The following is a 26,679-nucleotide window of genomic DNA, read 5'->3' on the forward strand; positions in this document are numbered from 1 at the left end:
GGACCGAGTCGACTGCCGCACGCACCGCAATGCGACATTTTGATTAAATACTCTAGAAATGACTTATAGAGTTCATTGAGTCACTTTGGTGACTATTGAGGCTTGCTAAGCCCTCTAGGCGACCCCAGGCAAAGCTGTTACTCTCGGCGCGCTTTCAGATGATGCGGTTTGCAATGAATCCCTTCATCTCATATCAATAATAAACGCATCGACGCGTGAAGAATTCGCTGTTGCTAAAGGAGTGGGCTTCCATGATCGAACATTTTTGGAAGGATAAATACCCAGCCGGAATTACGGCGGAAATCAATCCTGACGAATTCCCCAACATCCAGGCCGTACTGAAGCAATCCTGCCATCGCTTCGCCGACAAACCGGCGTTCAGCAACCTCGGCAAGACCCTCACCTACGGCGAGCTGTATACCCTGTCCGGCGCTTTCGCGGCCTGGCTGCAACAGCACACCGACCTCAAGCCCGGCGATCGCATCGCCGTGCAACTGCCCAATGTACTGCAATATCCCGTCGCTGTGTTCGGTGCCATGCGCGCCGGCCTAGTCGTGGTCAACACCAACCCGCTGTACACCGCGCGTGAACTCGAGCATCAGTTCACCGACTCCGGTGCCAAGGCCGTGGTGTGCCTGGCCAACATGGCGCACCTGGTCGAGAAGGTCCTGCCCAAGACCCAGGTCAAGCATGTCATCGTCACCGAGGTGGCCGACCTGCTGCCACCGCTCAAGCGCGTGCTGATCAACAGCGTCATCAAGTATGTGAAGAAGATGGTGCCGGCCTACAGCCTGCCCCAGGCGGTGCGCTTCAACGACGCACTGGCCAAGGGCCGCGGCCAGCCGGTCATCGAGGCCAGCCCGCAAGCCAATGACGTGGCTGTGCTGCAATACACCGGCGGCACTACGGGTGTGGCCAAGGGCGCGATGCTGACCCACCGCAATCTGGTCTCCAACATGCTGCAGTGCCGCGCCTTGATGGGCTCGAACCTGCAGGAAGGCTCCGAGATCATCATCACGCCGCTGCCGCTGTACCACATCTATGCGTTCACCTTCCATTGCATGGCCATGATGCTGATCGGCAACCACAACGTGCTGATCAGCAACCCGCGCGACCTGCCGGCGATGGTCAAGGAACTGGGCAAGTGGAAGTTCAGCGGTTTCGTCGGGCTGAACACCCTGTTCGTCGCCCTGTGCAACAACGAAACCTTCCGCAGCCTGGACTTCTCGGCGCTGAAGGTGACGCTTTCCGGTGGCATGGCCCTGCAACTGAGCGTGGCCGAGCGCTGGAAGGCGGTCACCGGCTGCGCCATCTGCGAAGGCTACGGCATGACCGAGACCAGCCCGGTGGCGGCGGTCAACCCGTCCGAAGCCAACCAGATCGGCACCATCGGTATCCCGGTGCCGTCCACCCTGTGCAAGGTCATCGACGACAGCGGCCAGGAACTGCCGCTGGGAGAAGTCGGTGAGCTGTGCATCAAGGGCCCGCAGGTGATGAAGGGCTACTGGCAGCGCGAAGACGCCACCGCCGAGATCCTCGACAGCGAAGGCTGGCTGAAGACCGGCGACATCGCGGTGATTCAGCCCGACGGCTACATGCGCATCGTCGACCGCAAGAAGGACATGATCCTGGTCTCGGGCTTCAACGTGTACCCCAACGAGCTGGAAGACGTGCTGGTCGCCCTGCCGGGCGTGCTGCAGTGTGCCGCGATCGGCGTGCCGGACGAGAAGTCGGGCGAGGTGATCAAGATGTTCATCGTCGCCAAGCCGGGTGTCACGCTGACCAAGGAGCAGGTGATGGAGCACATGCGTGCCAATGTCACCGGCTACAAGGTGCCGCGTTTCATCGAATTCCGCGATGCCCTGCCGACCACCAACGTCGGCAAGATCCTGCGTCGTGAGCTGCGCGACGAAGAGATGAAGAAGCTGGGGCTGAAGAAGATCGCCTGATTCACACCGGCCCGCTCCTGCAAGAGCGGGCCGGTGTTGGTTTCAGCGCAACTTTTCCAGCATCTGGTAGTACCACATCCCCACCGATAGCAGCGGATTGCCCAGCAAATCCCCCATCGGCACCTTGATGTGCTTGCATGCGGCGAACGTGTCGAACTTCTCCAGCGTCCCGGTCAATGCCTCGGCCATGATCTCGCCCATGATGTGGCTGGTCGCGATGCCATGCCCGGAGTAACCCTGGCAGTACCAGACGTTGTCCGACAGCTTGCCCAGCTGTGGGATGCGGTTGACCACGATGCCCATGGCGCAGCTCCACTTGAATTCGATCGGCACGCCCTTGAGCGCCGGAAAGGTGCGCTCGATGCAAGGGCGCAGCTCGGCTTCGATGTCCCGCGAATCACGCCCCGAATAGTTGGCGCCACCTCCGAACAGCAGGCGCTTGTCTGCGGTCAGGCGGTAGTAGTCGAGCACGAAGCGACAGTCGTACACCGCCAGGTCCTCGGGGTTGATCTGCTCGGCCAGCTCGCCCAGCGGCGCGGTGGTGACGATTCCGCCCATGGCCGGGAAGATCTTGCCCTTGAGCTGGCGCTGCTCGAGCTTGTGGTACACATCGCCCGCCAACAGGATCTGGCGCGCCTCGATCCGGCCATTGGCGGTGACCACTGCCGGGCTCGGGCCGTGGACGATATCCAGCACTTCCGAATTTTCGAAGACCAGCGCGCCGAGGCTGTGCGCAGCCCGCGCCTCGCCCAGGCACAGATTGAGCGGATGCAGGTGCAGGTTGCGCGTGTTCTTCAGTGCCCCGAGATACAGCGGGCTCTGCAGATGGCGCGAGATGCCCTGGCGGTCGAGCAGTTGCACCTGGTCGCCCATGCCACGGCGCTGGGCCTCGGCTTCGAAGGCGCGCAGTTCCTCCAGGTGCGACGGCTTCATTGCGGCATGCAGGTGGCCGCGCTTGAGGTCGCACTGGATGCCGTAACGCGCCACGCGCTGCTCGATGATCTGGTGCCCGCGCCAGCGCAGGTGCCAGATGAAATCGTCCACCTCCCTGCCGAGCCGGTCACGCATCTGCGTGCGCATGGCCTCGTCGCCGGACAGGCTGCCAGTCACCTGGCCACCATTGCGCCCGCTGGCGCCCCAGCCGATGCGGTTGGTCTCGACGATGGCGACCTTCAGGCCGCGCTCGGCCAGCTCCACGGCGGTGGCGACGCCGGTGAAGCCGCCACCGATGATCGCCACATCAACCTGCTCGGTGCCGTTGAGCGTCGGGTACTCGGTCCGATCGTTGAGGGTGGCGCTGTAGTAGGACGGTGCGCGCTGGGCCGGGCCGTTGTTCAGTGCTGCGTTCATGGGATGTTCCTTGTTCTGAATAGGGTAGGGCTCAGGCCTGGTGCAGGTACCAGCGCCAGTCCTGTTCGCTGACTTCGGCCATGAACTGGCGGTATTCGGCGCGTTTGACCTTCAGGTATACCCCGAGGAACGCATCGCCCAGCGCTTCGCGAGCCCAAACCGAGTGCTCCAGTGCATCGAGGGCGGTGAGCCAGTCGGTGGGCAGGTGCTCGGTGGCCTGGGCATAGCCGTTGCCCTCGACCGGAGCGCCAGGGTCCAGTTGTTCGCGAATGCCTTGGTGCGTGGCGGCGAGAATGGCCGCGGCAGCCAGATAAGGGTTGGCATCGGCGCCGCAGATACGGTGCTCGATGTGTCGGCTGGGTGCCGGGCCGCCGGGTACGCGCAGGCTCACGGTGCGGTTGTCGACACCCCAGGTCGGCGCCAGCGGCGCATAACTGTTGGCCTGGAAGCGGCGGAACGAGTTGGCGTTGGGGCAGAACAGCAGCAGCGAATCGCGCAGGTGGCGCAGCATGCCCGCCACGGCCTGGCGCAGCAGCGGCGTACCGGCCGGGTCTTCGCTGGCGAACAGGTTGCGGCCTTCGCTGTCAGCCAGGCTCAGGTGCATGTGCATGCCGGTGCCGGCGATCTGGGCGAAGGGCTTGGCCATGAAGCAGGCCTGCATGCCGTGGGCATGGGCCACGCCCTTGACCAGGCGCTTGTAGCGCACGGCCTGGTCCATCGCTGCCAGCGCATCGCCGTGTTCCAGGGTGATTTCCACCTGGCCGGGGGCATACTCGGAAATCGCCGTGCGTGCCGGAATACCCTGGGCCTTGCAGGCGGCATACAGGTCGGCGAGGAAGGGCTCGATCTGTTCCAGCTCACGCAGGCCATAAACCTGTGTGCTGCGTGGTCGGCCGCCGTCGCTGTCGAGCGCCGGTTGCGGGCGGCCCTGGGCATCGCGCTGCTGGTCGAGCAGGTAGAACTCCAGCTCGCAGGCCATCACCGGGTGATAACCGTCGGCCTTCAGGGCCTCGATGGTGCGCAGCAGGACATGGCGCGGGTCGGCAATGCTGGCGGGCAGGCCTTCGCTGGGGTGCATGCTGACCTGCACCGCGGCGGTCGGCACCCGGCGCCAGGGCAGGCGTACCAGGCTGCCGTCCAGGGGGTAGGCGCGGCAGTCGATGTCACCGACATCCCAGACCAGGCCCGAGTTTTCCACATCGTCGCCATTGAGGGTCAGGCCAAGGATGGTGCTGGGCAGCGGCCGGCCGCTTTCATACACCGCCATCAGCTCGTCACGGTGCAGCAGCTTGCCGCGCGGCACGCCGTTGGCGTCGAGGATGAACAGTTCGATCAGGTCGATGTCGGGGTTTTCGGCCAGGAAACGGCGGGCTTGCTCGGGGTTGGCAAAGTGCATGGGGGCTCGCTCGCGCCCCTGTCGTTCAGGGGCGCACAAGACCACCGCGGGTTGGCGCGGTGCGTCGGACGGATTCAGGCAGCCGCAGGGCTGCGGTAGGCGTCAATGGACAGCGAGCGAGGTATCCGGCGGGCGAGCATGGCGGCAGTGCCACAGGGCCCAGAAGGCGAGGATGACGTGGACCAGCGGATTTTCACCGGCGCGGGCCCTGACCTTCGGCAGCGAAGGGCGTGACAGCGGGGGCGCGGTGATCGGGTCGGGAATCATGCCCTGGATACTCACATGGTGGGTAAGGTTGATTAAAGCAGTGAATGGCGACGTTCACTCCAGAGCTGGCTAAACATTTGCGCCGATTGGGGAGTGGATTTCAGAGTAGTCCTACGAGGTGTTCAGACCGTAATGGATAGGGGGCCACAGTCCAGAAGCCTGATGCTGATCATTTAATCCGGGGTAGTGATGGCTGACTTCTTTGCAATTGGCTTCATCTGCATTCTCGCGGTAGGCGTCGACTGGCTATTCCGGTCTAGCAGGCTCCGAGTGTTCATGTATCTGGTTTTCATGGCAGCAGCGATTACGAGTTGCACGAAACTGGGTGAGCACGAAAACCTGTTGTTCGACGGTTTGGTCTGGACCGTCTTTTTCACAGTGGCTGGCACACGACTGCTGTTCAAGCGTTCGCGGTATTTCGAACGGGATCGGGGCTGATCGGAAATTGCCGGGGTGCACGCTCGCGTAGGGGGTAACTGTCTTGTTCAAAATCTGACAGCCAGCTCAGTCCTTGTAGGAGCGGGCTCGCCCGCGAAGAGACCGGTACAGGCAGCAGAGAACCGGCAAATCTGCGACAATCGCGCATCCTCAAGAATGCCGATCATGCAAAAGCAGGCTCACCTGCATCATCAGAAAGCCCCATGACTGACCACGCCATCGACAAACTGCTGCAAAACCTCGACCACGCCATGATCGCCGACCGCCATCGCCTGCGGCGGCAACTGCACGAGCTGCGCAAGCGCCCCGACGAGGGCAAGCTGGCGCAGTGGGTGGAGAAGGTCCAGGCGTCCTGCGCCCAGGTCACCGCGCGCCAGCAGAGCGTGCCGAGCATCCGCTACGACGACAGCCTGCCCATCGCCGCCAAGCGCGACGAGATCAAGAAAGCCCTGGCCGAGCACCAGGTGCTGGTGATCGCCGGCGAAACCGGTTCGGGCAAGACCACCCAGTTGCCGAAGATCTGCCTGGAACTGGGCCGCGGCAGTCATGGCCTGATCGCCCATACCCAGCCACGCCGGATCGCCGCGCGCAGCGTGGCGACGCGGGTTGCCGAAGAGCTCGGCACACCCCTTGGGGCGCTGGTCGGTTACCAGGTGCGCTTCGAGGACCAGAGCGACTCCAACACCCTGGTCAAGCTGATGACCGACGGTATCCTGCTGGCCGAAACCCAGCACGACCGCTTCCTCGAACGCTACGACACGATCATCGTCGACGAAGCCCACGAGCGCAGCCTGAACATCGATTTCCTGCTCGGCTACCTCAAGACCCTGCTGCACCGGCGCCCCGACCTCAAGCTGATCATCACCTCGGCGACCATCGACCTGGAGCGTTTCTCCAAGCACTTCGATGGCGCGCCGATCATCGAGGTATCCGGCCGTACCTACCCGGTGGACACCTGGTACCGCCCGCTGACCAGCGAGCAGGACGAGGAGGGCAACCAGGTCGAGGACGACCTCACGGTCGACCAGGCGATCCTCGCCACGCTGGATGAAATCGCCCAGCACGAGCGCAGCCAGGGCAAGGGCCCGGGCGATGTGCTGGTGTTCCTGCCCGGCGAGCGTGAGATTCGCGATGCCGCCGAGATCCTGCGCAAGGCGCAGCTGCGCCACACCGAGATCCTGCCGTTGTACGCGCGCCTGACCCCGGCCGAGCAGCAGAAAATCTTCCAGTCCCACAGTGGCCGACGCGTGGTGCTGGCGACCAACGTTGCCGAAACCTCGCTGACCGTGCCGGGCATCCGCTACGTGATCGACAGCGGTACCGCGCGCATCAGCCGCTACAGCTACCGCGCCAAGGTCCAGCGCCTGCCCATCGAGGCGGTGTCGCAGGCCAGCGCCAACCAGCGTAAAGGCCGTTGCGGGCGGGTCGAGCCGGGTATCTGCATCCGTCTCTACAGCGAAGATGATTTCAACGGCCGCCCAGCGTTCACCGACCCCGAGATCCTGCGCACCAACCTGGCGGCGGTGATCCTGCAGATGCTGCACCTGCGCCTGGGCGAGATCGACGCGTTTCCGTTCATCGAGCCGCCGGATGGCAAGGCCATCAGCGACGGCTTCAACCTGTTGCAGGAGCTCTCGGCGGTCAACCGCGAGAACCAGCTCACCCCGCTGGGCCGCCAGTTGGCGCGCCTGCCGATCGACCCGCGGTTGGGCCGCATGCTGCTCGAAGGTGCCCGCCAGGGCAGCCTGCAGGAAGTGCTGATCGTCGCCAGTGCGCTGTCGGTACAAGACCCGCGCGAGCGTCCGCCGGAGCGCCAGCAGGCCGCTGACCAGGCGCACGCGCAGTGGAAAGATGTCGATTCGGACTTCGCCGCGCTGGTCAACCTGTGGCGCGGCTTCGAGGAGCAGCGCCAGGCGCTGACCGCCAACCCGCTGCGCAACTGGTGCCGCAAGAACTTCCTCAGCTACCTGCGCCTGCGCGAGTGGCGTGATGCGCATCGCCAGCTGTCGCTGATCTGCCGTGACCTGCAGCTGGCGGTGAACAAGGATGCCTCCGATTACCAGCGCATGCACAAGGCGATCCTCAGCGGCCTGCTCAGCCAGATCGGCCACAAGACCGAAGAGGGTGATTACCAGGGCGCGCGCCAGCGGCGCTTCTGGGTGCACCCTTCGTCCGGCATCGGCCGCAAGCGCCCGCAGTGGGTGATGGCGGCCGAGCTGGTGGAAACCACCAAGCTGTATGCGCGCATGGTCGCCAAGATCGAGCCGGACTGGATCGAGCCGCTGGCCGGGCACCTGATCAAGAAGAACCATTTCGAGCCGCACTGGGAGAAGAAGCGCGGGCAGGTGGTCGCCTATGAACAGATCACGCTGTATGGGTTGATCCTGGTCGGTCGACGCCCGGTGCACTTCGGTCCGATTGATCCGGTGACCTCGCGCGAGCTGTTCATCCGCGAGGGGCTGGTCGGTGGCGAGATCCAGTCCAGGGCCAAGTGCCTGTCGGCCAACAAGCGCCTGCTCGAGCAGCTCGATGAGCTGGAAGCCAAGGCCCGCCGTCGTGACATCCTGGCCGACGAAGAGACGCTGTACGCCTTCTACGAGGCGCGCCTGCCGGAAGAGATCCACCAGACCGCGACCTTCGACAGCTGGTATCGGATGAACAGCCAGAAGGACGCCAACCTGCTGATCATGCGCGAAGAGGACGTGCTCGCCCGTGAGGCCAGCGAAGTCACCGCCGCGCAGTACCCGGACCACCTGCAGGTGGGCGACCTGCGCCTGCCGTTGAGCTATCACTTCGAACCCAATCACCCGCGCGACGGTGTCACCGTCCGGGTGCCAGCGCCCTTGTTGCCGAACCTGCCGGGCGAACGCCTGGAGTGGCTGGTGCCGGGGCTGCTGGAGGCCAAGTGCGTGGCCCTGGTGCGCAATCTGCCCAAGGCCTTGCGCAAGAACTTCGTGCCGGTGCCGGACTTCGTCAAGGCGGCGTTGTCGCGCATGACCTTCGGCCAGGGCGCCTTGCCGCAGGCCCTGGGCCAGGAACTGTTGCGCATGACCGGCGCGCGCGTCTCGGACGAGGCGTGGGCCGAATCGGCGGGGCAGGTCGAAGGACACCTGCGCATGAACATCGAGGTGGTCGACGGCCAGGGCAAGTTCCTCGGCGAAGGCCGCGACCTGGCCGAGCTGACCGCGCGGTTCGCCGCTGCCAGCCAGGCCGCGCTGGCGTTGCCACGTAGCGAGAAAACCGAACAGCCGGTGCAGGCCAAGGCCTTCGCCCAGGTGGCGCAGACTGCCCAGCAGAAGATCGCCGGCCTTTCGCTGACGGTGTATCCAGCACTGGTGGAAGACAACGGCGCGGTGCGCGAGGGGCGTTTCTCGACCCAGGCCGAAGCCGAATTCCAGCACCGCCGCGCGCTGCAGCGCCTGTTGCTGCAACAGCTGGCCGAGCCTGCCAAGTTCCTGCGCGGCAAGCTGCCGGGGCTGACCGAGCTGGGGCTGCTGTACCGCGAGCTGGGCCGGGTCGAATCGCTGGTCGAGGATATCCTGCTGGCCAGCCTCGACAGCTGTGTGCTCGAAGGCGAGACGCCACTGCCGCGCGACGGCGCCGCGCTGGCCTCGCTCGCTGAACGCAAGCGTGGCGACTGGACCGAGCATGCCGAGCGGCTGGCACGCCAGACCCTGGAAGTGCTCAAGCTGTGGCATGGCCTGCAGAAGCGCTTCAAGGGCAAGATCGACCTGAGCCAGGCCGTGGCACTGAACGATATCAAGCAGCAACTGGGCAACCTGGTGTATCCAGGCTTCGTGCGCGAGACGCCGGCGCAGTGGTTCAAGGAACTGCCGCGCTATCTGAAGGCCATCGAGCTGCGCCTGGAGAAGCTGGGTTCGCAGGTGCAGAAGGACCGGGTCTGGAGCGGCGAGCTCGGCAACCTGTGGACGCAGTACACGACCCGCGCCGACAAGCATGCCCAGGAGGGCAAGCGTGACGCCGAACTGACCCTGTATCGCTGGTTGCTGGAGGAATACCGGGTGTCGCTGTTCGCGCAGCAGTTGGGGACGAAAGTGGCGGTTTCCGATAAGCGATTGAGCAAGCAGTGGAGTTTGGTGGAAGCCTAAATTCCCTGAGTTGTGGCAATATTGGTGCAATTTGGGCCGCGTTGCGGCCCATCGCATGACAACTCCGCTCTCACTTTGTGGGAGCGGGCTTGCCCCGCGATCGAGGGCGCAGCCCTCGCTGACGATCTCAAGTTGGCACTAAAGTGCCATTAATCACAGCCCATCCCGGCCAACGCCCGCCAGGCGCAGGCCACAGACCAGAGGAACGACCGTGCACAACGTCGTGATCAGCGGCACCGGCCTGTATACCCCGGCCCAGAGCATCTCCAACGAAGAACTGGTGGAATCCTTCAACACCTGGTCGCAACAGTTCAACGCAGACAACGCCGCCGCCATCGAGCGTGGCGAGGTCGAGCCGGCGCCGCTGTCCGACGCGGCGTTCATCGAAAAGGCGTCGGGCATCAAGAGCCGCTTCGTCATGGACAAGGTCGGCATCCTCGACCCGCAGCGCATGAAGCCACGCCTGCCCGAGCGCTCCAATGACGAGTACTCCATTCTTTGCGAAATGGCCGTGGCTGCAGCCCGCCAGGCGCTGGAGCGCGCCGGTCGTACCGCTGCCGACGTCGATGGGGTGATCGTCGCCTGTTCCAACCTGCAGCGCGCCTATCCTGCGATCGCCATCGAGGTGCAGCAGGCCTTGGGCATCCAGGGCTTTGGTTTCGACATGAACGTGGCCTGCTCCTCGGCCACCTTCGGCATCCAGAACGCCGCCAACAGCATCCAGCTCGGCCAGGCCCGGGCGATCCTGATGGTCAACCCGGAGATCTGCACCGGCCACCTGAACTTCCGTGACCGCGACAGCCACTTCATCTTTGGTGATGCCGCCACTGCCGTGTTGCTTGAGCGCGCCGACCAGGCGACATCGAAGCATCAGTTCGACATCGTCAGCACCAAGCTGCTGACCTCGTTCTCCAACAACATCCGCAACAACTTCGGCTTCCTCAACCGTGCGGCGGAGGAGGGTGAAGGCACCCGCGACAAGCTGTTCGTGCAGGAAGGACGCAAGGTGTTCAAGGAAGTCTGCCCGATGGTCGCCGAGCTGATCGGCAAGCACCTGGCCGAGAACGACCTGCAGCCTTCCGACGTCAAGCGCTTCTGGCTGCACCAGGCCAACCTGAGCATGAACCACCTGATCGTCAAGAAGCTGCTGGGGCGTGAGGTGAGCGAGCAGGAGGCACCGGTGATTCTCGACCGTTATGCCAACACCAGTTCGGCCGGCTCGGTGATTGCCTTCCACCTGTACCAGGATGACCTGGAGAGAGGATCGGTGGCGGTGCTGAGCTCGTTCGGGGCGGGGTATTCGATTGGTAGTGTGATTCTGCGCAAGCGCTGATAACGGCTGCGGCCTTTTCGCGGGCAAGCCCGCTCCCACAGGTACACTACTGCCCTTAAGGGCTGTCGTATATCTGTGGGAGCGGGCTTGCCCGCGAAAAGGCCGCCGTCGTTATCAGCAGACGAAAAAAAGCGGGAAGCGCCGGATGGGGTCGGCACTTCCCGCTGAGCTACGCAGGGGAGCGTTCTTTTAGAACTTGGCTTCCAGGTCGACCTGCAGGGTGTCGACGTCCGCGTCGGTGTTCGGCAGCTGCGAACGGTCGGTCTTGGCCATCAGGTAAGCCGCGCCGACAGCGAAGTTCTTGTCGATTTCGTAACCGACCTTGAACTTGTGACCACGGTTACCGGTGAAGCCGTTGCCGAAGTCGGAGTCGGTGAAGGCGCTGACCACAGCGTTGCGCTGTACGTCGCGGTAGTTGTAGTCCAGGCTCCAGGCGCCGAGCTTGGTCTTCACACCCGCCAGCCAGGCCTTGTCTTCGCCGTCAGTGCTGTCGGTGTTCTTCACGTACTGACCGTAGGCGGCCAGCGGGATGGCGAAGCCGGTGAAGTCGATCTGACCGAAGCCTTCCACCAGGTTGAACTCGGTGGTGGTGTTGCCGAACTGACGCAGAGCGGCAGATTCCTTGTCGTTGTCGTAGCCGTAGATGCTGCCGCCAACGGTGACCTTGAGGGTATCAGCCGGTGCGAAGCGAGCACCCAACTGGCCGTGGTACAGCTGGGCGTCGTGCTTGAACTGCACGCCGTCGCCGTCGACGTTGTCCTTGAGGGTGTACTGACCGGCGCTACCGAACAGCTCGGCGCCGCCCAGGTTGGTCTTGTAGGTGACAGCCACACCTTCAGGGTTCAGGTCGCTATCCCAGATGATGTCGCCCATGCTCACCCAAGGCTGTTGCATCTTGCCGCCGATCAGGTGCAGGTTCGGGATGGCGGTCGGGTGCCAGTCGAGGTAGGCCAGGTCGACCCACAGCGATTTCTTTTCGAAGTAGTTGTCCAGGCTCTGGTTGGTCGAACGGCCATCGGCGCTGCTGCCGGTGGCGATACGCACGCCAGCGTCGACCTGCGGGTTGATTTCGCTGTAGAAGCCGACGCGGGCACGGACGCGCTCGCGGTCCTGGTTGCCGCTGCCGCTGCGTGGGTTGTCGACGTTGACGTCTTCGTAACGCAGGCGCACGTCACCCTTGATCTGGGTCTTGGCGGCCCATGCCACTTTCTGTTCGAAGGAGCTCAGGCGCTCGGACTGTGCCTTCTGGTCGGCCTTTTCCTTGGTTTCTTTTGCCAGATCGGCCTGCAGTTCGCTGTACTGCGCCTGGTTGATCGAGCCGTTGGCGCGGAGCATTTCGAGCAGCTTGGCGTCGACTGCAGCACTGGCCGGGGCGCTCAGGGCCAGCATCATGCCGGTGAGGCTAACTCCGGTAAGTGTAGAAACAAGACGCATAAGGTTCTCCCTATTGGAAAAGTATGGGGAGGCTTTTGTGCGCCCACCCCCAAGTTGGCATGTCTCCGGAAAAGGCCTGACTAGACAGGTTCTCGGCATCCGAAAAACAGGCGCAAGTATTGCGAGGGGGGATTACAGAATAATGTCTATTTAGTGGCACTGCTGTTAAGTAATTACTCACATGGTTATAAGAACAGTCATCGTCATTTGAGCGATCCGGCGCCTTTGGCGATACTGGCGACCTGTGTTCAGGGAGCCGACGTCGTGACCAGCCTCTACAGCCTTGCCCACCTGCGTGATCTGCCGGCACTGTCCTGGGACGCGCTGGTGCCTGCCGGCCAACCGTTCCTTAGCCATGCTTTTCTCAGTGCGCTGGAAGACAGCGGTAGCGTCAGCCGCCAGACCGGCTGGGCCGCCGAGCACCTGGTGCTGGAGCGTGACGGCGAGGTGCGGGCGTTACTGCCGGCCTACCGTAAATGGCATTCGTTTGGTGAATACGTGTTCGACCATGGCTGGGCCGACGCCTGTGAGCGTGCGGGTATCGCCTATTACCCCAAGCTGCTCGGGGCAGTGCCGTTCAGCCCGGTCAGCGGGCCGCGCCTGCTGAGCGCGGATCCCGCCGACGCCCTGCTGCTGTTGCAGGCATTGCCGGAGTACCTGGTCAAGGGTGAGCTGTCCGGTGCGCACATCAACTTCACCGACAGCAGCCTGGACGAGCAGATGCTCGCCCAGCCGGGCTGGATGGAGCGCCTGGGCTGCCAGTTCCACTGGCGCAACCGTGGTTACCGGGACTTTCAGGACTTTCTCGACACCCTCAGTTCGCGCAAGCGCAAGCAGATGCGCAAGGAGCGCGAACAGGTGGCCGGGCAGGGCATCGACTTCCAGTGGCTGCGTGGCGATGAGCTTGACCAGGCGCGTTGGGATTTCGTCTACCGCTGCTATGCCAACACCTATGCGGTGCGGCGACGTGCGCCCTACCTGACCCGCGAGTTCTTCAGCCTGTTGGCCGAGCGCATGCCCGAGGCGCTGCGGGTGGTGGTCGCACGGCAGAACGGCCGCGACGTGGCCATGGCCTTGAGCCTGGTCGGAGGCGACAGTTTCTATGGTCGCTACTGGGGCTGCCTGGACGAATTCGACCGCCTGCATTTCGAGACCTGCTTCTACCAGGGCATGGATTATGCGATTGCCGAAGGGTTGCAGCGGTTCGACGCCGGGGCCCAGGGGGAGCACAAGCTGATTCGCGGATTCGAGCCGGTGCTGACGCGCTCGTGGCACTACTTGCGCCATCCGGGGCTGCGGCGGGCGGTGGATGAGTTCCTGGCCCAGGAGCGAGACGGGGTAAAGGAGTATGCGCTGCAGGCGCGGGAGATGCTGCCGTATCGGCGGGGTTGAGTGGGGTTTGTGCCGGCCCTATCGCGGGGCAAGCCCGCTCCCACAGGTACCGCGTTGCACTGACGGACAGCGCGGTACCTGTGGGAGCGGGTTTACCCGCGAAAAGACCCTTGAGGCGATATCAATCGACTCCGACGAACCCGCCCGTCTGGTGATGCCACAACCGGGCGTACAACCCCTGCTGAGCCAGCAGCTCGGCATGGCTGCCGCTCTCGACGATACGCCCCTTCTCCAGCACCACCAGCCGATCCATCCGGGCGATGGTCGACAGGCGGTGTGCGATGGCGATCACAGTCTTGCCCTGCATCAGGGTTTCCAGGCTCTCCTGGATCGCCGCCTCGACTTCCGAGTCCAGCGCCGAGGTTGCCTCATCCATGATCAGGATCGGCGCATTCTTCAGCAGCACGCGGGCAATGGCGATGCGCTGGCGCTGGCCGCCGGAGAGCTTGACCCCACGCTCGCCCACATGGGCGTCGAAGCCGGTGCGGCCCTGGGCGTCGGACAACTGCGGGATGAACTCGTCAGCCCGGGCGCGGCGCACCGCCTCCCAGACTTCCTCGTCGCTTGCGTCCGGCCGGCCATACAGCAGGTTGTCGCGGATCGAGCGGTGCAGCAGCGAGGTGTCCTGGGTGATCATGCCGATCTGCGCACGCAGGCTGGCCTGGTTGACCTGGGCGATATCCTGGCCATCGATGAGGATGCGTCCGCCCTGCACGTCGTACAGGCGCAGCAGCAGGTTGACGAGCGTGGACTTGCCCGCGCCGGACGGGCCGATCAGGCCGATCTTCTCGCCCGGGCGAATATCCAGGTTCAGCCCATCGATGACCTTGCCACCCTTGCCGTAGTGGAAGTCCACATCGTCGAAGCGCACACCACCACGGCTTACTTTCAATGCTGGGGCATTGGGCGTGTCGGTGACCGAAACCGGCTGGGCGATGGTCTGCAGGCCATCCTGGACCATGCCGATGTTCTCGAAGATGCCGTTGACCACCCACATGATCCAACCGGACATGTTGACGATACGGATCACCAGGCCCGTGGCCAGGGCTATGGCGCCGACGCTGATCAGCGACTGGCTCCACAACCACAGTGCCAGGCCAGTGGTGGCGACCACCAGCAGGCCGTTGAGGGTGGTGATGACCACATCCATGCTGGTGATGACCCGTGAAGCCAGTTGCGTCTTCTCGGTCTGCTCGCTGATCGCTTCGCGGGCGTACTGCTGTTCGTAGTCGGTGTGGGCGAACAGCTTGAGGGTGGCGATGTTGGTGTAGCCATCGACGATCCGCCCCATGAGCTTGGAGCGTGCGTCAGACGACACCACCGAGCGTTCCTTGACCCGTGGCACGAAGTAGTAGAGCGCGGCGATATAGCCGACGATCCATACCAGCAGCGGAATCATCAGGCGCCAGTCGGCCTCGGCGAACAGCACCAACGAGCTGATCGCGTAGATCAGCACGTGCCATAGCGCATCCACCGCCTGCACCGCCGAGTCGCGCAGCGAGTTGCCGGTCTGCATGATGCGCTGGGCGATGCGCCCGGCGAAGTCGCTCTGGAAGAAGTTCAGGCTCTGCTTGAGCACATAGGTGTGGTTCTGCCAGCGGATCAGGCTGGTCATCCCCGGGTTGATGGTCTGGTGCACCAGCAGGTCGTGCAGGCCGAAGAACACCGGCCGCAGCACCAGCACGACCACCAGCATCCAGATCAGCTCGGTGCTGTGCTCGCTGAAGAAGTTGATGTTGGGCGTGCCCTGGGCCAGGTCGATGATCCGGCTCAGGTAGCTGAACAACGCCACCTCGATCAGCGAGGCGACCAGGCCGACCACCAGCAAGGCGAGAAAGCTCGGCCAGACCTGACGCAGGTAGTACAGGTAGAACGGCCAGACCGTGCTCGGCGGCGCCTCGCTGGGCGCCTCACGGAAAATGTCGATCAGTTGCTCGAAGCGACGGTACAGCATGGAAACTCCTGTTGATCCCGCTCGCGGGCGGCTTCACATCCTGTGAGACCCGCGATCAGTCGATACGTTTGGCCGACTTGATGTAGACCGGATCGGCCGGTACATCGCGCATGCCTTTCTTGACGGTGGTGGGGGAGTTGACGATCTGGTCGACCACCTCCATGCCCTTGGTCACCTTGCCGAACACCGCGTAGCCACGGTCACGACCGGGGTTGAGGAAATCGTTGTCGGCCACGTTGATGAAGAACTGGCTGGTGGCCGAGTTCGGATCCGAGGTGCGCGCCATCGACAGCGTGCCACGGGTATTCTGCAGGCCGTTGCTGGCTTCGTTGCGAATCGGGTCCTTGGTGCTCTTCTGCACCATCTGATCGGTGAAGCCGCCGCCCTGGACCATGAAGCCCGGAATCACGCGGTGGAAGATGGTGTTGTTGTAGAAGCCGCTGTCGACGTACGCCAGGAAGTTCTTCGTGCTGATCGGCGCTTTTTCGGCGTTCAGTTCGATCTCCACCTGGCCGAAGCTGGTGTCCAGCAGCACGTGAGGGGTCTTGTCGGAGGCCATGACACTGGCGGCGAAGGCGAACGAGCAGGCGGTGAGCAGGAGTTTCTTCAGCATGGGCTCAATGATCCTTGAGAGGTGGATGCGGCTGCGAGAAAGCGCAGCAGGGTCTGGTTGAAGACCTCGGGTTGGTCCAGGGGCGTAGCGTGCCGCGAATCCTCGATGACCGCCAGTGTCGCGTGGGGCATCAGGGCAACGTAGCGTTCTTTCTGCTGTATCGGGGTGTAGTCGTGGTCGGCGGCGATCACCAGCGTCGGACACTGGATCTGCCCGATGCGTTCCTGCACGCCCCAGTCGACGATGGCGTCGAAACTTTTGAGATAAGCGCGCTTGTCATTGCGCGCCCAGCGCTCGGCCATCTTGCGGCGCAGTTCGCCTTGCTCGGGCTTGGGAAACAGGCGCGCGGCCAGGCCCTGGCCGACCGTCTCGACGCTGAGCAGGCGTGCCAGGCTCCAGCGCTTGGCCCACCAGATCCAGTGTTCGAGATTGTGGCGCTTGACCTCGGGGGCGCTGTTGACGATGCACAGGCTGCGCAGCCACTGCGGATGGTCGACGGCAAACTGAAAGCCGACCATGCCGCCCATGGACAAGCCCACGAAGTGCACCGGGCCGGTGTCCAGATGGTCGAGCAAGGCCAGTAAGTCTTCGCTGAAGGTCTTGATCTGGTAGCCGTGGCGAGGCTTGGCCGACTGGCCGTGGCCGCGGATGTCCATCAGGATCACCCGATAGTGACGGCTCAGCTCGGGGACCTGCAGTTCCCAGTCCTGGCTGCTCGAACCGAGGCCGTGCAGCAGTACCAAGGGCTCGCCCTGGCCATGTTCCTCATAGTGCAGCAGGCATCCGTCACGTTTGAAACAGGCCATGGGCGCGGTCCTCTCAGGCTTGCGGGGGGGCTGCGAAGGGCACGTCCAGTGGCGCGGTGTCGAAATTGCGCAGCAGCTCGATGAGGATCTGCGTGGCCGGACCCAAGGTCTTTTCCTTGCTCGAGTAAAGGTAGAACAGCGGGTGGCGACTGCCACCCTGATCGAGCGGCAGAGGCTTTAGCAGGCCCTCGCGCAGCTCGCGTTCGATCATGTGCCGGGGCAGCCAGGCAAAGCCCAGGCCACTGCCGACGAAGGTCGCCGCGGTGCCCAGGCTGCCGACGGTCCAGCGTTGTTCGGCGCCTAGCCAACCGACGTCGCGTGGCTGGCTGCGGCCAGAGTCGCGGATCACCACCTGCAACTGGCTTTCCAGGTCCTGGAACGTGATCTCTCGGCCCAGGCGGTGCAGGCTGTGCTCGGGGTGGGCGACGGCGACGAACTCCACCGCGCTCAGCTCGGCGCCCAGATAGCCGGGAATGTTGAAGCTGCTGATGGCAAGGTCGGCGATGCCTTCGTGCAGTACTTCCTCGACCCCGGACAGCACTTCTTCACGCAGGCGCACCCGGCAGCCGCGGCTTTGCGGCATGAAGGCGCTGAGCGCACGCACCAGGCGGGCGCTGGGGTAGGCGGCGTCGACCACCAGGCGCACTTCGGCCTCCCAGCCCTGTTCCATGTGGTGAGCCAGGTCTTCGAGCTGGCTGGCTTGCTTCACCAGTTGCCGCGAGCGACGCAGCAGCACGCTGCCGGCCTCGGTCAGTACTGCCTTGCGCCCGTCTATACGCAGCAGCGGCACACCCAGTTGCTCCTGCATGCGTGCCACGGTGTAGCTCACCGAGGATTGCGAGCGGTGCAGGGCTTCGGCGGCCTGGGCGAAGCCGCCGTGATCGACGACCGCCTGCAGGGTCCGCCACTGATCCAGGGTCACGCGCGGCGCTTTCATCTTCGGCTCCTGTTGTCCTAAGCTGCGCTCACTACAAGGAGAGCGCGAAATGAAGAAATGGTTTGCGGTACTGCTGACGTTCCTGCCCCTGAGCGCCATGGCCTATCCGATCGATGTGCAAAAGGAGATCGAAGGGGTCAAGCTCGACTACACCGCGTACGACACCGCCTACGACATCGGCAGCATCAGCCTGAACAACTATGGGCAGGTGCCGGCTGCCTGCAAGGTCACGATGCGCAACGGCCCGGAAGCGCCCAGGGTGCGTCGGGTCAATGTTCCGGCCGGCAAGAGCGTCGACGTCACTGCCAAGTTCAACCGGCAGATCATCAAGCTGCGCATCGACCTGAACTGCAAACCTGAATAAAACAGATTAATCGATAGATTGAACCCACTTTTTACGCTTTTTTATCGATAGGTCAAGCCTTAATCTCACCTCCATCGAATCGCAACCCTTTTTGCCGATGGAGGCACCCCATGTCCCGCGTACTGATCATCGAAAGCAGCGCCCGCCAGCAGGATTCCGTTTCCCGTCAACTGACCCGCGACTTCATCCAGCAGTGGCAAGCGGCGCATCCTGCCGACGAGATCAAGGTCCGCGACCTGGCGGTCAACCCGGTGCCGCACCTGGACGCCAACCTGCTCGGTGGCTGGATGAAGCCCGAAGAGCAGCGCAGCGCGGCTGAAATCGAAGCGCTGGCCCGTTCCAACGAGCTGACCGATGAGTTGCTGGCCGCCGACGTACTGGTGATGGCCGCGCCCATGTACAACTTCGCCATCCCCAGCACCCTCAAGGCCTGGCTCGACCATGTGCTGCGTGCCGGCATCACCTTCAAGTACACCCCGACCGGGCCGCAGGGGCTGCTCAACGGCAAGCGTGCGATCGTCCTGACCGCCCGTGGCGGCATCCATACCGGCGCTACCAGCGATCACCAGGAACCCTACCTGCGCCAGGTGATGGCCTTCATCGGTATCCACGAGGTGAACTTCATTCACGCCGAGGGCCTGAACATGAGTGGCGATTTCCACGAGAAAGGCCTGAACCAGGCCAAGGCGAAGCTGGCCGCAGTGGCTTGAAGCGCGAGGCATCCACGAATTCCCAACCCTGACACCTGTTGCTCCTTTGGGTGTATGTGCCCGGTCATGCGAATGACCGGGCTTTTTTTTGCGCGCAAGGCTCAGTGCAGATCCGCAACTTCCCTGCGCTGCTGCGCCATCTCCATGAAGGCGCTCATCGCCGAAGTCGGCAGCGAATCCTGGCGACGGATGAATACCGTGGACACGCGGGAGAATTCCGCTGGCAGTTCATGGCAGCGAATTGCATGGCGCACGCTGCAGTTCTGCGTCACCGACCTGGGCAACAGGGTCACGCCCATTCCGGCCGACACGCAGGTAAGGATGCCATCCAGGGTGCCCATCTCCATGATCTGGTTGGGCACCAGGCCAACCCGGTAGAACCAGTTCTCCAAGGTAGAGCGGTAGAAGCAGCCGCTGCGAAACACCAGCACTGTCTGCGAGGGCATTCGCGCCATCAAGCTGTCGAGCGAATCGAACTGGTCGCTGCTGACCAGCACCAGTTCCTCGCAGAACACCTCTTGCTGGGCAAGCATCGGATTCTGGTGAAACCCTCCGACGAAAGCGCCATCGATCCGGTGGGACTCGATGGCCTTGATCAGTTCGGCAGTGGTGCCGGTAAGCAGCGACAGTTGCACATCGGGATGCTGCTCGCGGTAGCGGGTGAGGATGTTCGGCAGGCGAATGGCGGCGGTGGTCTCCATCGAGCCCAGGCGCAGCGGGCCGTTGGGGACACCGGTATCGAGCATGGCGCTGCGGCTTTCTTCGGTCAGTTGCAGGATGCGCCGGGCATACCCGAGAAACGTCTCGCCCGCGGCCGTGAGCACGACGCCGGACTTTCTGCGGATGAACAGCTCGCGGTTGAGCTCCGCCTCGAGCTCCTTGATGCGCATGGTCACGTTGGATTGCACGGTGTTGATCCTGACCGCAGCCGCAGTAAAACTGCCCAGGTCGGCCACGGCGCAGAAAATCTTCAACTGGCGCATTTCCATGAGGTCTACCTATCACTGATTATGATTGATGGCATGTTTATGCATCATTTCATGCACGGTTATCCAGTGGCTTGGAGGCAACCGGTCCCGTCTGCTGCTTCACGATCAGTGATGGAACTCATCATTTATCATCATTTGTGAAAATCCATGGGTGCGCTTAAGGTCAACCCTGGGCTCGCTCCACGCCAACGGACACGCGCGCCCGCCATGAGCCCCCGCCGTCGCCTGCGCTGCGATGAGCAATCCATGATGAGCAACCTCCATGACCACTGACATCCAGGCTTTGCTGAACATCCGTTTCCCCATCATCCAGGCGCCCATGGCGGGCGTTTCTACGCCAGCGCTGGCGGCGGCGGTATCGAATGCGGGTGGTTTGGGGTCGATCGCGATGGGCGCGTGCTCGGTCGACCAGGCTCGCCAGTCCATACGCGAAACCTTCGCGCTGACCCGAGCATCGTTCAACGTGAATCTGTTCTGCCACCGCCCTGCACTGCGAGATGACGTGCGCGAGGATGCCTGGCTGCAAGCGCTCGAAGCGCGCTTTGCCGAGTTTCACGCCCAGCCGCCGAAGGGCCTGCGGGAAATCTATCGCTCGTTCGTCGAAGACCCCGAGATGCTGCAGATGCTGCTGGAAGAAAAGCCGGCAGTGGTGAGCTTTCATTTCGGCCTGCCGCCGCAGTCGTTCATCGAGGCGCTCAAGGCGGCCGGTATCGTGCTGCTGGCCTGCGTGACCAATGTGGAAGAGGCGCTGCAGGTACAGCGAGCCGGGGTCGATGCACTGATCGCCCAGGGTTACGAAGCGGGCGGCCACCGGGGGATCTTCGACCAAGATCATGATGATCGATTGAGCACCCTGGCACTCGTACGCCTGCTGGCTGATCACGTTCAACTGCCGATCATCGCGGCCGGCGGGATCATGGACGGCGCAGACATCGCCAACGCGTTCGCGCAGGGCGCCTGTGCGGCGCAGTTGGGTACAGCGTTCTTGCTATGCCCGGAGTCGGCGACCAACGCGGCCTATCGTGAGGCGCTGACCGGGCCACGGGCGCGGCAGACGCAGATCACCAGTGCAATTTCCGGACGGCCTGCGCGGGGTATGGTCAACCGCGCGTTCGAGGTGAAGAGCGCTGCGGGCGTGCCGGATTATCCCCGCGCCTACGATGCCAACAAGGCGCTCAATAGCGCGGCGACTGCCCAGGGTTGCAGCGACTTCGCCGCACAATGGGCCGGTACCGGCGCCTATCGGGCGCGGGCCATGCCGGCAGCGCAGCTGGTCGAAGTGCTGATGGCCGAGCTCGACGCGCAGCGCTGACAGGCAAGATCTTGCCAAAAGGCTGTGGTGGAACTGTCTTGTTCAAAATCTAAAGACCAGCCCAATCCCTGTAGGAGCGGGCTTGCCCGCGAAAAGGTCGCCGCGGTGGATGGCACCGGCTCCGCCGGTGTTCGCGGGCAAGCCCGCTCCTACAAAGGCGCTGTGGCACTCACGGATGTGAGTTGTGGGAGCGGGCTGGTCCCGCGAACACCGGCACAGCCGGTGCCATCCACCGCCGCATCTTCATCTTCCCCCTGGTTGCCCAGAACACCCCGTACCCGCTAAGGTCGCCGCCTTGATCCACGAGAGGCAACCATGGGCTACCTGATTATCGTCGCGCTGATCCAGGCGTTTTCCTTCAGCCTGATCGGCGAATACCTGGCCGGCCATGTCGACAGCTACTTCGCCGTGCTGGCGCGGGTACTGCTGGCAGGGCTGGTGTTCCTGCCGCTGACCCGCTGGCGCCAGGTCGAACCGCGCTTCATGCGCTCGATGCTGCTGATCGGCGCGCTGCAGTACGGCATCACCTATGTCTGCCTGTACCTGAGCTTTCGCGTGCTCACCGTGCCTGAAGTGCTGCTGTTCACCATCCTCACCCCGTTGCACGTCACCCTCATCGAAGATGCACTGAACCGCCGCTTCAACCCTTGGGCGCTGCTCGCGGCGCTGGTCGCGGTGGCCGGCGCAGCGGTGATCCGCTTCGACAGCATCAGCGGCGAGTTCTTCATGGGCTTCCTGCTCCTGCAACTGGCCAACTTCACTTACGCCGCCGGGCAGGTCCTCTACCGTCACCTGATCGCCCGCCACCCCAGCGACCTGCCGCACTACAAGCGCTTTGGCTACTTCTACCTGGGCGCGCTGGTCGTCGTGCTGCCGGCCTTCCTGCTGTTCGGCAACGCCCAGCACCTGCCCAGCACCGACGTGCAATGGCTGGTGCTGCTGTTCCTCGGCCTGTGCCCGACCGCGTTGGGGTTGTATTGGTGGAACAAGGGCGCCTGCCTGGTTTCAGGCGGCACCCTGGCGGTGATGAACAACCTGCACGTGCCGGTGGGCTTGCTGCTCAACCTGCTGATCTGGAACCAGCATGAGCCGCTGGGGCGGTTGTTCATCGGCGGTGCGGTGATCCTCGCCTCCGTGTGGCTGAGCCGCCTGGGCGACCGCCGCAGCCCGGCGCTGGCCGGCAAGGCCTGAGGCGCCCATGCATACCATCCTGGTCATCGTCGCGCCGATCTTCGCCCTGATCCTGGTCGGCTACCTGTGCCGCAAGACTGGCAAGCTTGGCGAACAGGCCGCCGCCGAAATCAACCGCATGGTGGTCTGGCTGTGCCTGCCGGCGCTGCTGTTCAAGGTGACCGCCACCGCGACCTGGAGCGAAATCTGGCACCCCGGCTTCATTGTCGCTTTCGGTGCCGGCGCGCTGGCAATGTTCTTCGTCACCCTCGCCTGGCGCCTGTTCAGCGGCCACAGCCTGGTGGCTTCGAGCATCGATGGCCTGAGCGCAGGCTATGCCAACACCGGCTACATCGGCATCCCGCTGTGCCTGTTGCTGTTCGGTCAGCCAGGGTTGCAACCGGCATTGATCTCGTCGCTGATCGTGGTCTGCCTGGTGTTCGCGATCTCCCTGACCCTGATCGAGATCGGCCTGCAGGAAGAACGCCAGATCGGCCGCGCCGTAATGCTGGTGGCCAAGGCACTGGCGAAGAACCCGCTGGTGATTTCGCCACTGGCCGGCGCCGCATGGGCCATGTCCGGCCTGGGCCTGGCCGAGCCGGTGATGCACTTTCTCGACATGCTTGCCCTGGCCACCACGCCTTGCGCGCTGGTGTCGCTGGGGGCATTCCTGGCGCAGAAACGCAGCGGTGCGCAGGCCAGCCCCTGGCCGTTGGTGGGGCTCAAGCTGATCGGGCAACCGGCACTGACCTGGGTGCTGGCCTTCAAGGTGTTCAGCCTGCCGACCATGTGGGCGACCTCGGCGGTGCTGCTGGCGGCGCTGCCGACCGGGACCGGGCCGTTCATGCTGGCGGAGTACTACAACCGCGAGGCGGGGCTCATTTCGCGCACCATCCTGCTGTCGACGGTGGCTTCGCTGCTGACTCTGACCGGGCTCATGTACCTGCTTGGGGTGGCGGGCTGACAGGCACGAAAAAGGCGCCCCTCGTCTCGCTCCTGTTAATGGCTGCCATTCATGAAATGGAAGCGCTGAGGATTTTGCTGGAGTCGGCTTTGATACAGATTCAGATGCCGACAGAGCCGCAGACGGCTCACCGAGTTGAATTGGCTGTGGCGGGGCTGGCCTCTTCGCGGGCAAGTCGGAGCGCCGAACAATCGCGGGACAAGCCCGCTCCTACAGAGGCCGGCGCAGGATGCGGGGATTTAGAGAGTCTGAACAGGCTTGGAGGCGAGCGGCAGCTTCGGAGGGGTAGTGGCTCGTGACTGACAGCTTTCGATCCTGTTCAGCACGCTCGATGTATACCATTGCTTTTGGATAAATCTCGTTTAATGTAGAGATAAGTACAACTTACGTTGATATCTCTACATGATTTTATGGTCATTACTGATCCTTGGGCTGCCAACGGCCAACGCCACCGAGCGTATGCGTGCCTGGAGAACCCTGAAGGCCTCTGGTGCAGCTGTGCTGCGTGATGGTGTGTACCTGCTGCCCGAACAAAGCGCGGGCCGCGAAACATTCGAAGCCGTGGAGCGAGATGTGCTGGCCATCAACGGCACGGCATTTCTGCTGTCGTTGTCTGAACGCGAAGAGCGCTTCAGCGGGCTATTCGACCGAAGCGACGAGTACGCCAAGCTGTTGGAGGAGATCGCAGGCTGCCGGGCTAACCTCTCACCGGACAATGCGCTGCAGATAGCCCGGCAGGTGCGCAAGCTCAGGAAGGCCTTCAGCCAGCTGGCGGCGATCGACTTCTTCCCAGGCGCGCTCAAGGCTCAAGCTGATTCGGCCCTGCAGGAGCTTGAAACCGCGATTAGCAGGGCACTGTCCTCCGATGAACCGAGTGCGCACTATGAGGCCATCAACCAGCTGGAGCGCAGCGAATACCAGGGTCGCCGATGGGCAACGCGAAAACGCCCGTGGGTGGACCGGTTGGCCTGTGCCTGGCTGATCCGTCGCTTCATCGATGCCGACGCTCAATTCATTTGGTTGGACAGTCCCAGCGACTGCCCAAGCGAAGCGCTCGGCTTTGATTTTGACGGGGCCAGGTTCAGCCACGTTGGCAAGCGGGTTTCATTCGAAACCCTCATCGAGAGCTTTGCCGTTCAGCAGCCAGGTCTGACACGCCTGGCAGGCGTCGTCCACTACCTGGATGTGGGAGGCAACCAACCTGCCGAGGCACCGGGTATCGAGCGTGTCCTCGCCGGCCTGAGAGCGAGCATTGGCGATGACGATCAACTGACAACCGTCGCCGGGGGCATCTTCGATGGCCTGCTGACGGCTTTCGCGAGTGAGGAAGCGCAAAATGGTTGAGACCACCTCCGCAGTGGGCGAACAGCCGCCATCGCAATCGGCTCAGCAGCCGATCAGCTTGTATGAAGCCTTCCTGTTCTGGCTCAAGTTGGGCTTCATCAGCTTTGGTGGGCCCGCCGGGCAGATCTCCATCATGCACCAGGAACTGGTTGAGCGCCGGCGATGGATCAGCGAGAAGCGCTTCCTGCACGCGCTGAACTACTGCATGTTGCTGCCAGGGCCTGAGGCGCAGCAGCTCGCCACCTACATCGGTTGGCTCATGCACCGAACCTGGGGCGGGGTGATTGCCGGTGCATTGTTCGTGCTGCCTTCGCTGTTCATCCTGATTGGTTTGTCCTGGATCTACGTCGCCTTTGGCGAGGTTCCGATCGTCGCGGGGATATTTTATGGCATCAAGCCGGCGGTCACGGCCATTGTCGTCCACGCAGCCCATCGGATTGGATCGCGAGCCCTGAAGAATGGTTGGCTGTGGGCCATGGCCGGTGCTTCGTTCGTGGCCATCTTCGCCCTCAACGTGCCGTTCCCGTTGATCGTGCTGGCGGCAGCCCTCATCGGCTATGCAGGTGGTCGCTTCGCCCCAGGTAAATTCGTGATCGGTGGCGGTCATGGGGGGGCGAAGAACAGCTATGGCCCTGCCTTGATCGATGACGATACCCCGACACCTGAACATGCCCGTTTCAGCTTGGGGCATCTGTTACGCCTGCTGCTCATAGGTGCTGGGCTATGGGTCCTGCCCATGGGACTGCTGACGCTGTCGTTTGGCTGGGATGGCACTCTGACGCAGATGGGCTGGTTCTTCACCAAGGCTGCACTGATGACCTTTGGCGGTGCGTACGCTGTGCTGCCTTATGTCTACCAAGGTGCTGTCGGGCACTACGGTTGGCTGACACCAACCCAGATGATCGATGGCCTCGCCTTGGGAGAAACCACGCCTGGGCCACTGATTATGGTTGTTGCCTTCGTCGGCTTCGTCGGAGGCTACGTGCATCCGATGTTCGGTGCGCAACACCCCTTCGTTGCCGGCGCAGTCGCCGCGAGCCTCGTCACCTGGTTCACCTTCCTGCCGTCGTTCATCTTCATCCTTGCTGGCGGCCCGGTGGTGGAGTCAACTCACAACGAGATGAAATTCACCGCACCGCTGACGGGGATAACGGCCGCAGTAGTGGGGGTGATCCTGAATCTCGCCATGTTTTTCGGTTATCACGTGCTTTGGCCGAAGGGCTTCAGCGGGGTGTTCGACTGGCCATCTGCGGTGATCGCGGTTGCTGCAGCAGTTGCCTTGTTTCGCTTCAAGCGCGGTGTGATACAGGTGCTGTTTGCCTGCGCACTGGCGGGTCTGGCAGTGCACATGTTGCGAGTATGAAGCCAGAGGGAGCCGTAAGGCCGGCGCTTCGGGTCGGTCGCGGTTTCTTCTAACGACGTTCACAGGAGCAGAACGACCGACGAATGGTGCCTGCAACGACGTTACATGCAGTTGGAGGCCTTTGAATCAGCCAGCGATAATCCACTCCTGGGACACGATCGGTCAGGAGTTTTTACAAATTGGTACGACAGGGATCCAGAAGTGATCCGCATCGTAAGTCGGCTGACAGCAGGCGGAGTGTGTGGGGCGGTGTTTGGTGGAGGCCTTGGGCTTCATCAGAAGCGTGTTTCATTGTTCGAAAATCAGAAAATGCGCCTTTCGTGTAGTCCATTTCCCAAAGATACTCCTACCGCCTTTTTTCCGTTGCGGCCCCTCGGGCAGCGCTCTAGTCTCAGCGCGTCGTTCACATCAACGACACAGCTTTGACAGGCTGTGATGGTACATGGCTTGCAGCTTCCCTTTATGGCGGCTGTACGTGCGGGCAC

The 26,679-nt window shown here is 63.1% G+C and carries 19 protein-coding genes; 11 read left to right on the top strand and 8 right to left on the bottom strand.

Features of this window, described 5'->3' with window-relative positions; genetic code table 11:
* Positions 1-251 precede the first annotated feature (251 nt).
* Positions 252-1,949, top strand: coding sequence for a long-chain-fatty-acid--CoA ligase FadD1 (gene fadD1 / locus F6X62_RS00095; protein ID WP_153772346.1), 1,698 nt, complete (start codon positions 252-254; stop codon positions 1,947-1,949).
* Between the two features lie 42 nt (positions 1,950-1,991).
* Here fadD1 and F6X62_RS00100 read toward each other — a convergent pair whose 3' ends face one another.
* Together F6X62_RS00100 and F6X62_RS00105 are read right to left on the bottom strand one after the other, a co-directional pair.
* Positions 1,992-3,299 carry an FAD-binding oxidoreductase gene (locus tag F6X62_RS00100; RefSeq protein WP_153772347.1) on the bottom strand — a complete coding sequence of 436 codons (1,308 nt, stop codon included), beginning with the start codon at positions 3,297-3,299 and terminating at the stop codon, positions 1,992-1,994.
* Between the two features lie 31 nt (positions 3,300-3,330).
* The gene (locus F6X62_RS00105; protein ID WP_054893306.1) at positions 3,331-4,695 is read right to left on the bottom strand and encodes a glutamine synthetase family protein; all 1,365 of its coding nucleotides are present in this window, start codon (positions 4,693-4,695) and stop codon (positions 3,331-3,333) included.
* 908 nt (positions 4,696-5,603) lie between these two features.
* Between F6X62_RS00105 and hrpA the strand changes: the two genes are divergently transcribed.
* Positions 5,604-9,509 carry an ATP-dependent RNA helicase HrpA gene (gene hrpA / locus F6X62_RS00110; RefSeq protein WP_153772348.1) on the top strand — a complete coding sequence of 1,302 codons (3,906 nt, stop codon included), beginning with the start codon at positions 5,604-5,606 and terminating at the stop codon, positions 9,507-9,509.
* A gap of 211 nt (positions 9,510-9,720) precedes the next feature.
* A complete protein-coding gene (locus F6X62_RS00115) occupies positions 9,721-10,842 on the top strand; it encodes a beta-ketoacyl-ACP synthase III (protein ID WP_153772349.1) in 1,122 nt (373 codons plus the stop codon).
* A 189-nt stretch (positions 10,843-11,031) separates the two neighbouring features.
* On the opposite strand, the gene F6X62_RS00120 is transcribed toward F6X62_RS00115, so the two are convergent.
* Positions 11,032-12,276, bottom strand: a complete 1,245-nt coding sequence (locus F6X62_RS00120) for a putative porin (protein ID WP_054893302.1) — start codon at positions 12,274-12,276, stop codon at positions 11,032-11,034.
* 264 nt (positions 12,277-12,540) lie between these two features.
* Between F6X62_RS00120 and F6X62_RS00125 the strand changes: the two genes are divergently transcribed.
* Positions 12,541-13,668, top strand: a complete 1,128-nt coding sequence (locus tag F6X62_RS00125) for a GNAT family N-acetyltransferase (protein WP_153772350.1) — start codon at positions 12,541-12,543, stop codon at positions 13,666-13,668.
* Positions 13,669-13,789: 121 nt separating this feature from the next.
* Here the strand turns inward: F6X62_RS00125 and F6X62_RS00130 are convergent, their stop codons facing one another.
* The 4 genes from F6X62_RS00130 to F6X62_RS00145 are packed head-to-tail and all read right to left on the bottom strand — an operon-like array spanning position 13,790 to position 17,978.
* Entirely contained in the window at positions 13,790-15,622 is a 1,833-nt protein-coding gene (locus F6X62_RS00130) for an ABC transporter ATP-binding protein (RefSeq protein ID WP_153772351.1), read from the bottom strand.
* Between the two features lie 55 nt (positions 15,623-15,677).
* A complete protein-coding gene (locus F6X62_RS00135; RefSeq protein WP_153772352.1) occupies positions 15,678-16,235 on the bottom strand; it encodes a peptidylprolyl isomerase in 558 nt (185 codons plus the stop codon).
* Positions 16,229-17,041, bottom strand: coding sequence for an alpha/beta fold hydrolase (locus tag F6X62_RS00140; RefSeq protein WP_153772353.1), 813 nt, complete (start codon positions 17,039-17,041; stop codon positions 16,229-16,231). Before F6X62_RS00140 ends, F6X62_RS00135 begins: the two co-directional genes overlap by 7 nt.
* A gap of 13 nt (positions 17,042-17,054) precedes the next feature.
* Complete coding sequence (locus F6X62_RS00145) at positions 17,055-17,978, bottom strand: LysR family transcriptional regulator (protein WP_054893297.1); 924 nt, start codon at positions 17,976-17,978, stop codon at positions 17,055-17,057.
* Positions 17,979-18,027: 49 nt separating this feature from the next.
* On the opposite strand from F6X62_RS00145, the gene F6X62_RS00150 reads away from it, so the two are divergent.
* Positions 18,028-18,342 (top strand): 3-phosphoglycerate kinase, encoded by a 315-nt coding sequence (locus F6X62_RS00150; RefSeq protein ID WP_153772354.1) that lies wholly within the window; start codon positions 18,028-18,030, stop codon positions 18,340-18,342.
* 110 nt (positions 18,343-18,452) lie between these two features.
* Complete coding sequence (locus F6X62_RS00155) at positions 18,453-19,052, top strand: FMN-dependent NADH-azoreductase (RefSeq protein ID WP_153772355.1); 600 nt, start codon at positions 18,453-18,455, stop codon at positions 19,050-19,052.
* Positions 19,053-19,153: 101 nt separating this feature from the next.
* Here F6X62_RS00155 and F6X62_RS00160 read toward each other — a convergent pair whose 3' ends face one another.
* Positions 19,154-20,041, bottom strand: coding sequence for a LysR family transcriptional regulator (locus tag F6X62_RS00160; protein ID WP_153772356.1), 888 nt, complete (start codon positions 20,039-20,041; stop codon positions 19,154-19,156).
* 262 nt (positions 20,042-20,303) lie between these two features.
* Here F6X62_RS00160 and F6X62_RS00165 point away from each other — a divergent pair, with 262 nt between their 5' ends.
* The 5 genes from F6X62_RS00165 (at position 20,304) to chrA (ending at position 26,194) form a co-directional block, all read left to right on the top strand.
* Complete coding sequence (locus tag F6X62_RS00165; RefSeq protein WP_153772357.1) at positions 20,304-21,353, top strand: nitronate monooxygenase family protein; 1,050 nt, start codon at positions 20,304-20,306, stop codon at positions 21,351-21,353.
* Positions 21,354-21,668: 315 nt separating this feature from the next.
* Complete coding sequence (locus tag F6X62_RS00170; protein ID WP_153772358.1) at positions 21,669-22,544, top strand: carboxylate/amino acid/amine transporter; 876 nt, start codon at positions 21,669-21,671, stop codon at positions 22,542-22,544.
* 7 nt (positions 22,545-22,551) lie between these two features.
* Complete coding sequence (locus tag F6X62_RS00175) at positions 22,552-23,487, top strand: AEC family transporter (RefSeq protein WP_153772359.1); 936 nt, start codon at positions 22,552-22,554, stop codon at positions 23,485-23,487.
* A 402-nt stretch (positions 23,488-23,889) separates the two neighbouring features.
* Positions 23,890-24,831 carry a chromate resistance protein ChrB domain-containing protein gene (locus F6X62_RS00180; RefSeq protein WP_153772360.1) on the top strand — a complete coding sequence of 314 codons (942 nt, stop codon included), beginning with the start codon at positions 23,890-23,892 and terminating at the stop codon, positions 24,829-24,831.
* On the top strand, positions 24,824-26,194 hold the full coding sequence (gene chrA, locus F6X62_RS00185; RefSeq protein ID WP_153772361.1) for a chromate efflux transporter: 1,371 nt from the start codon (positions 24,824-24,826) through the stop codon (positions 26,192-26,194). Before F6X62_RS00180 ends, chrA begins: the two co-directional genes overlap by 8 nt.
* Positions 26,195-26,679 lie beyond the last annotated feature (485 nt).

It is taken from the genome of Pseudomonas sp. MNR3A (assembly GCF_009650575.1).
In the GTDB taxonomy this organism is placed as follows: Bacteria; Pseudomonadota; Gammaproteobacteria; order Pseudomonadales; family Pseudomonadaceae; genus Aquipseudomonas; species Aquipseudomonas machongensis.

Excerpts from the sequence above, each read along its gene's own strand:
- F6X62_RS00150 (WP_153772354.1), top strand. The coding sequence starts at position 18,028 with ATGAAGAAATGGTTTGCGGTACTGCTGACGTTCCTGCCCCTGAGCGCC.
- F6X62_RS00175 (WP_153772359.1), top strand. The coding sequence starts at position 22,552 with ATGCATACCATCCTGGTCATCGTCGCGCCGATCTTCGCCCTGATCCTG.
- F6X62_RS00140 (WP_153772353.1), bottom strand. The coding sequence starts at position 17,041 with ATGGCCTGTTTCAAACGTGACGGATGCCTGCTGCACTATGAGGAACAT.
- F6X62_RS00120 (WP_054893302.1), bottom strand. The coding sequence starts at position 12,276 with ATGCGTCTTGTTTCTACACTTACCGGAGTTAGCCTCACCGGCATGATG.
- F6X62_RS00100 (WP_153772347.1), bottom strand. The coding sequence starts at position 3,299 with ATGAACGCAGCACTGAACAACGGCCCGGCCCAGCGCGCACCGTCCTAC.
- F6X62_RS00165 (WP_153772357.1), top strand. The coding sequence starts at position 20,304 with ATGACCACTGACATCCAGGCTTTGCTGAACATCCGTTTCCCCATCATC.
- F6X62_RS00170 (WP_153772358.1), top strand. The coding sequence starts at position 21,669 with ATGGGCTACCTGATTATCGTCGCGCTGATCCAGGCGTTTTCCTTCAGC.
- F6X62_RS00130 (WP_153772351.1), bottom strand. The coding sequence starts at position 15,622 with ATGCTGTACCGTCGCTTCGAGCAACTGATCGACATTTTCCGTGAGGCG.
- F6X62_RS00135 (WP_153772352.1), bottom strand. The coding sequence starts at position 16,235 with ATGCTGAAGAAACTCCTGCTCACCGCCTGCTCGTTCGCCTTCGCCGCC.
- chrA (WP_153772361.1), top strand. The coding sequence starts at position 24,824 with ATGGTTGAGACCACCTCCGCAGTGGGCGAACAGCCGCCATCGCAATCG.
- F6X62_RS00145 (WP_054893297.1), bottom strand. The coding sequence starts at position 17,978 with ATGAAAGCGCCGCGCGTGACCCTGGATCAGTGGCGGACCCTGCAGGCG.
- F6X62_RS00155 (WP_153772355.1), top strand. The coding sequence starts at position 18,453 with ATGTCCCGCGTACTGATCATCGAAAGCAGCGCCCGCCAGCAGGATTCC.
- F6X62_RS00180 (WP_153772360.1), top strand. The coding sequence starts at position 23,890 with ATGATTTTATGGTCATTACTGATCCTTGGGCTGCCAACGGCCAACGCC.
- hrpA (WP_153772348.1), top strand. The coding sequence starts at position 5,604 with ATGACTGACCACGCCATCGACAAACTGCTGCAAAACCTCGACCACGCC.
- F6X62_RS00160 (WP_153772356.1), bottom strand. The coding sequence starts at position 20,041 with ATGGAAATGCGCCAGTTGAAGATTTTCTGCGCCGTGGCCGACCTGGGC.
- F6X62_RS00105 (WP_054893306.1), bottom strand. The coding sequence starts at position 4,695 with ATGCACTTTGCCAACCCCGAGCAAGCCCGCCGTTTCCTGGCCGAAAAC.
- fadD1 (WP_153772346.1), top strand. The coding sequence starts at position 252 with ATGATCGAACATTTTTGGAAGGATAAATACCCAGCCGGAATTACGGCG.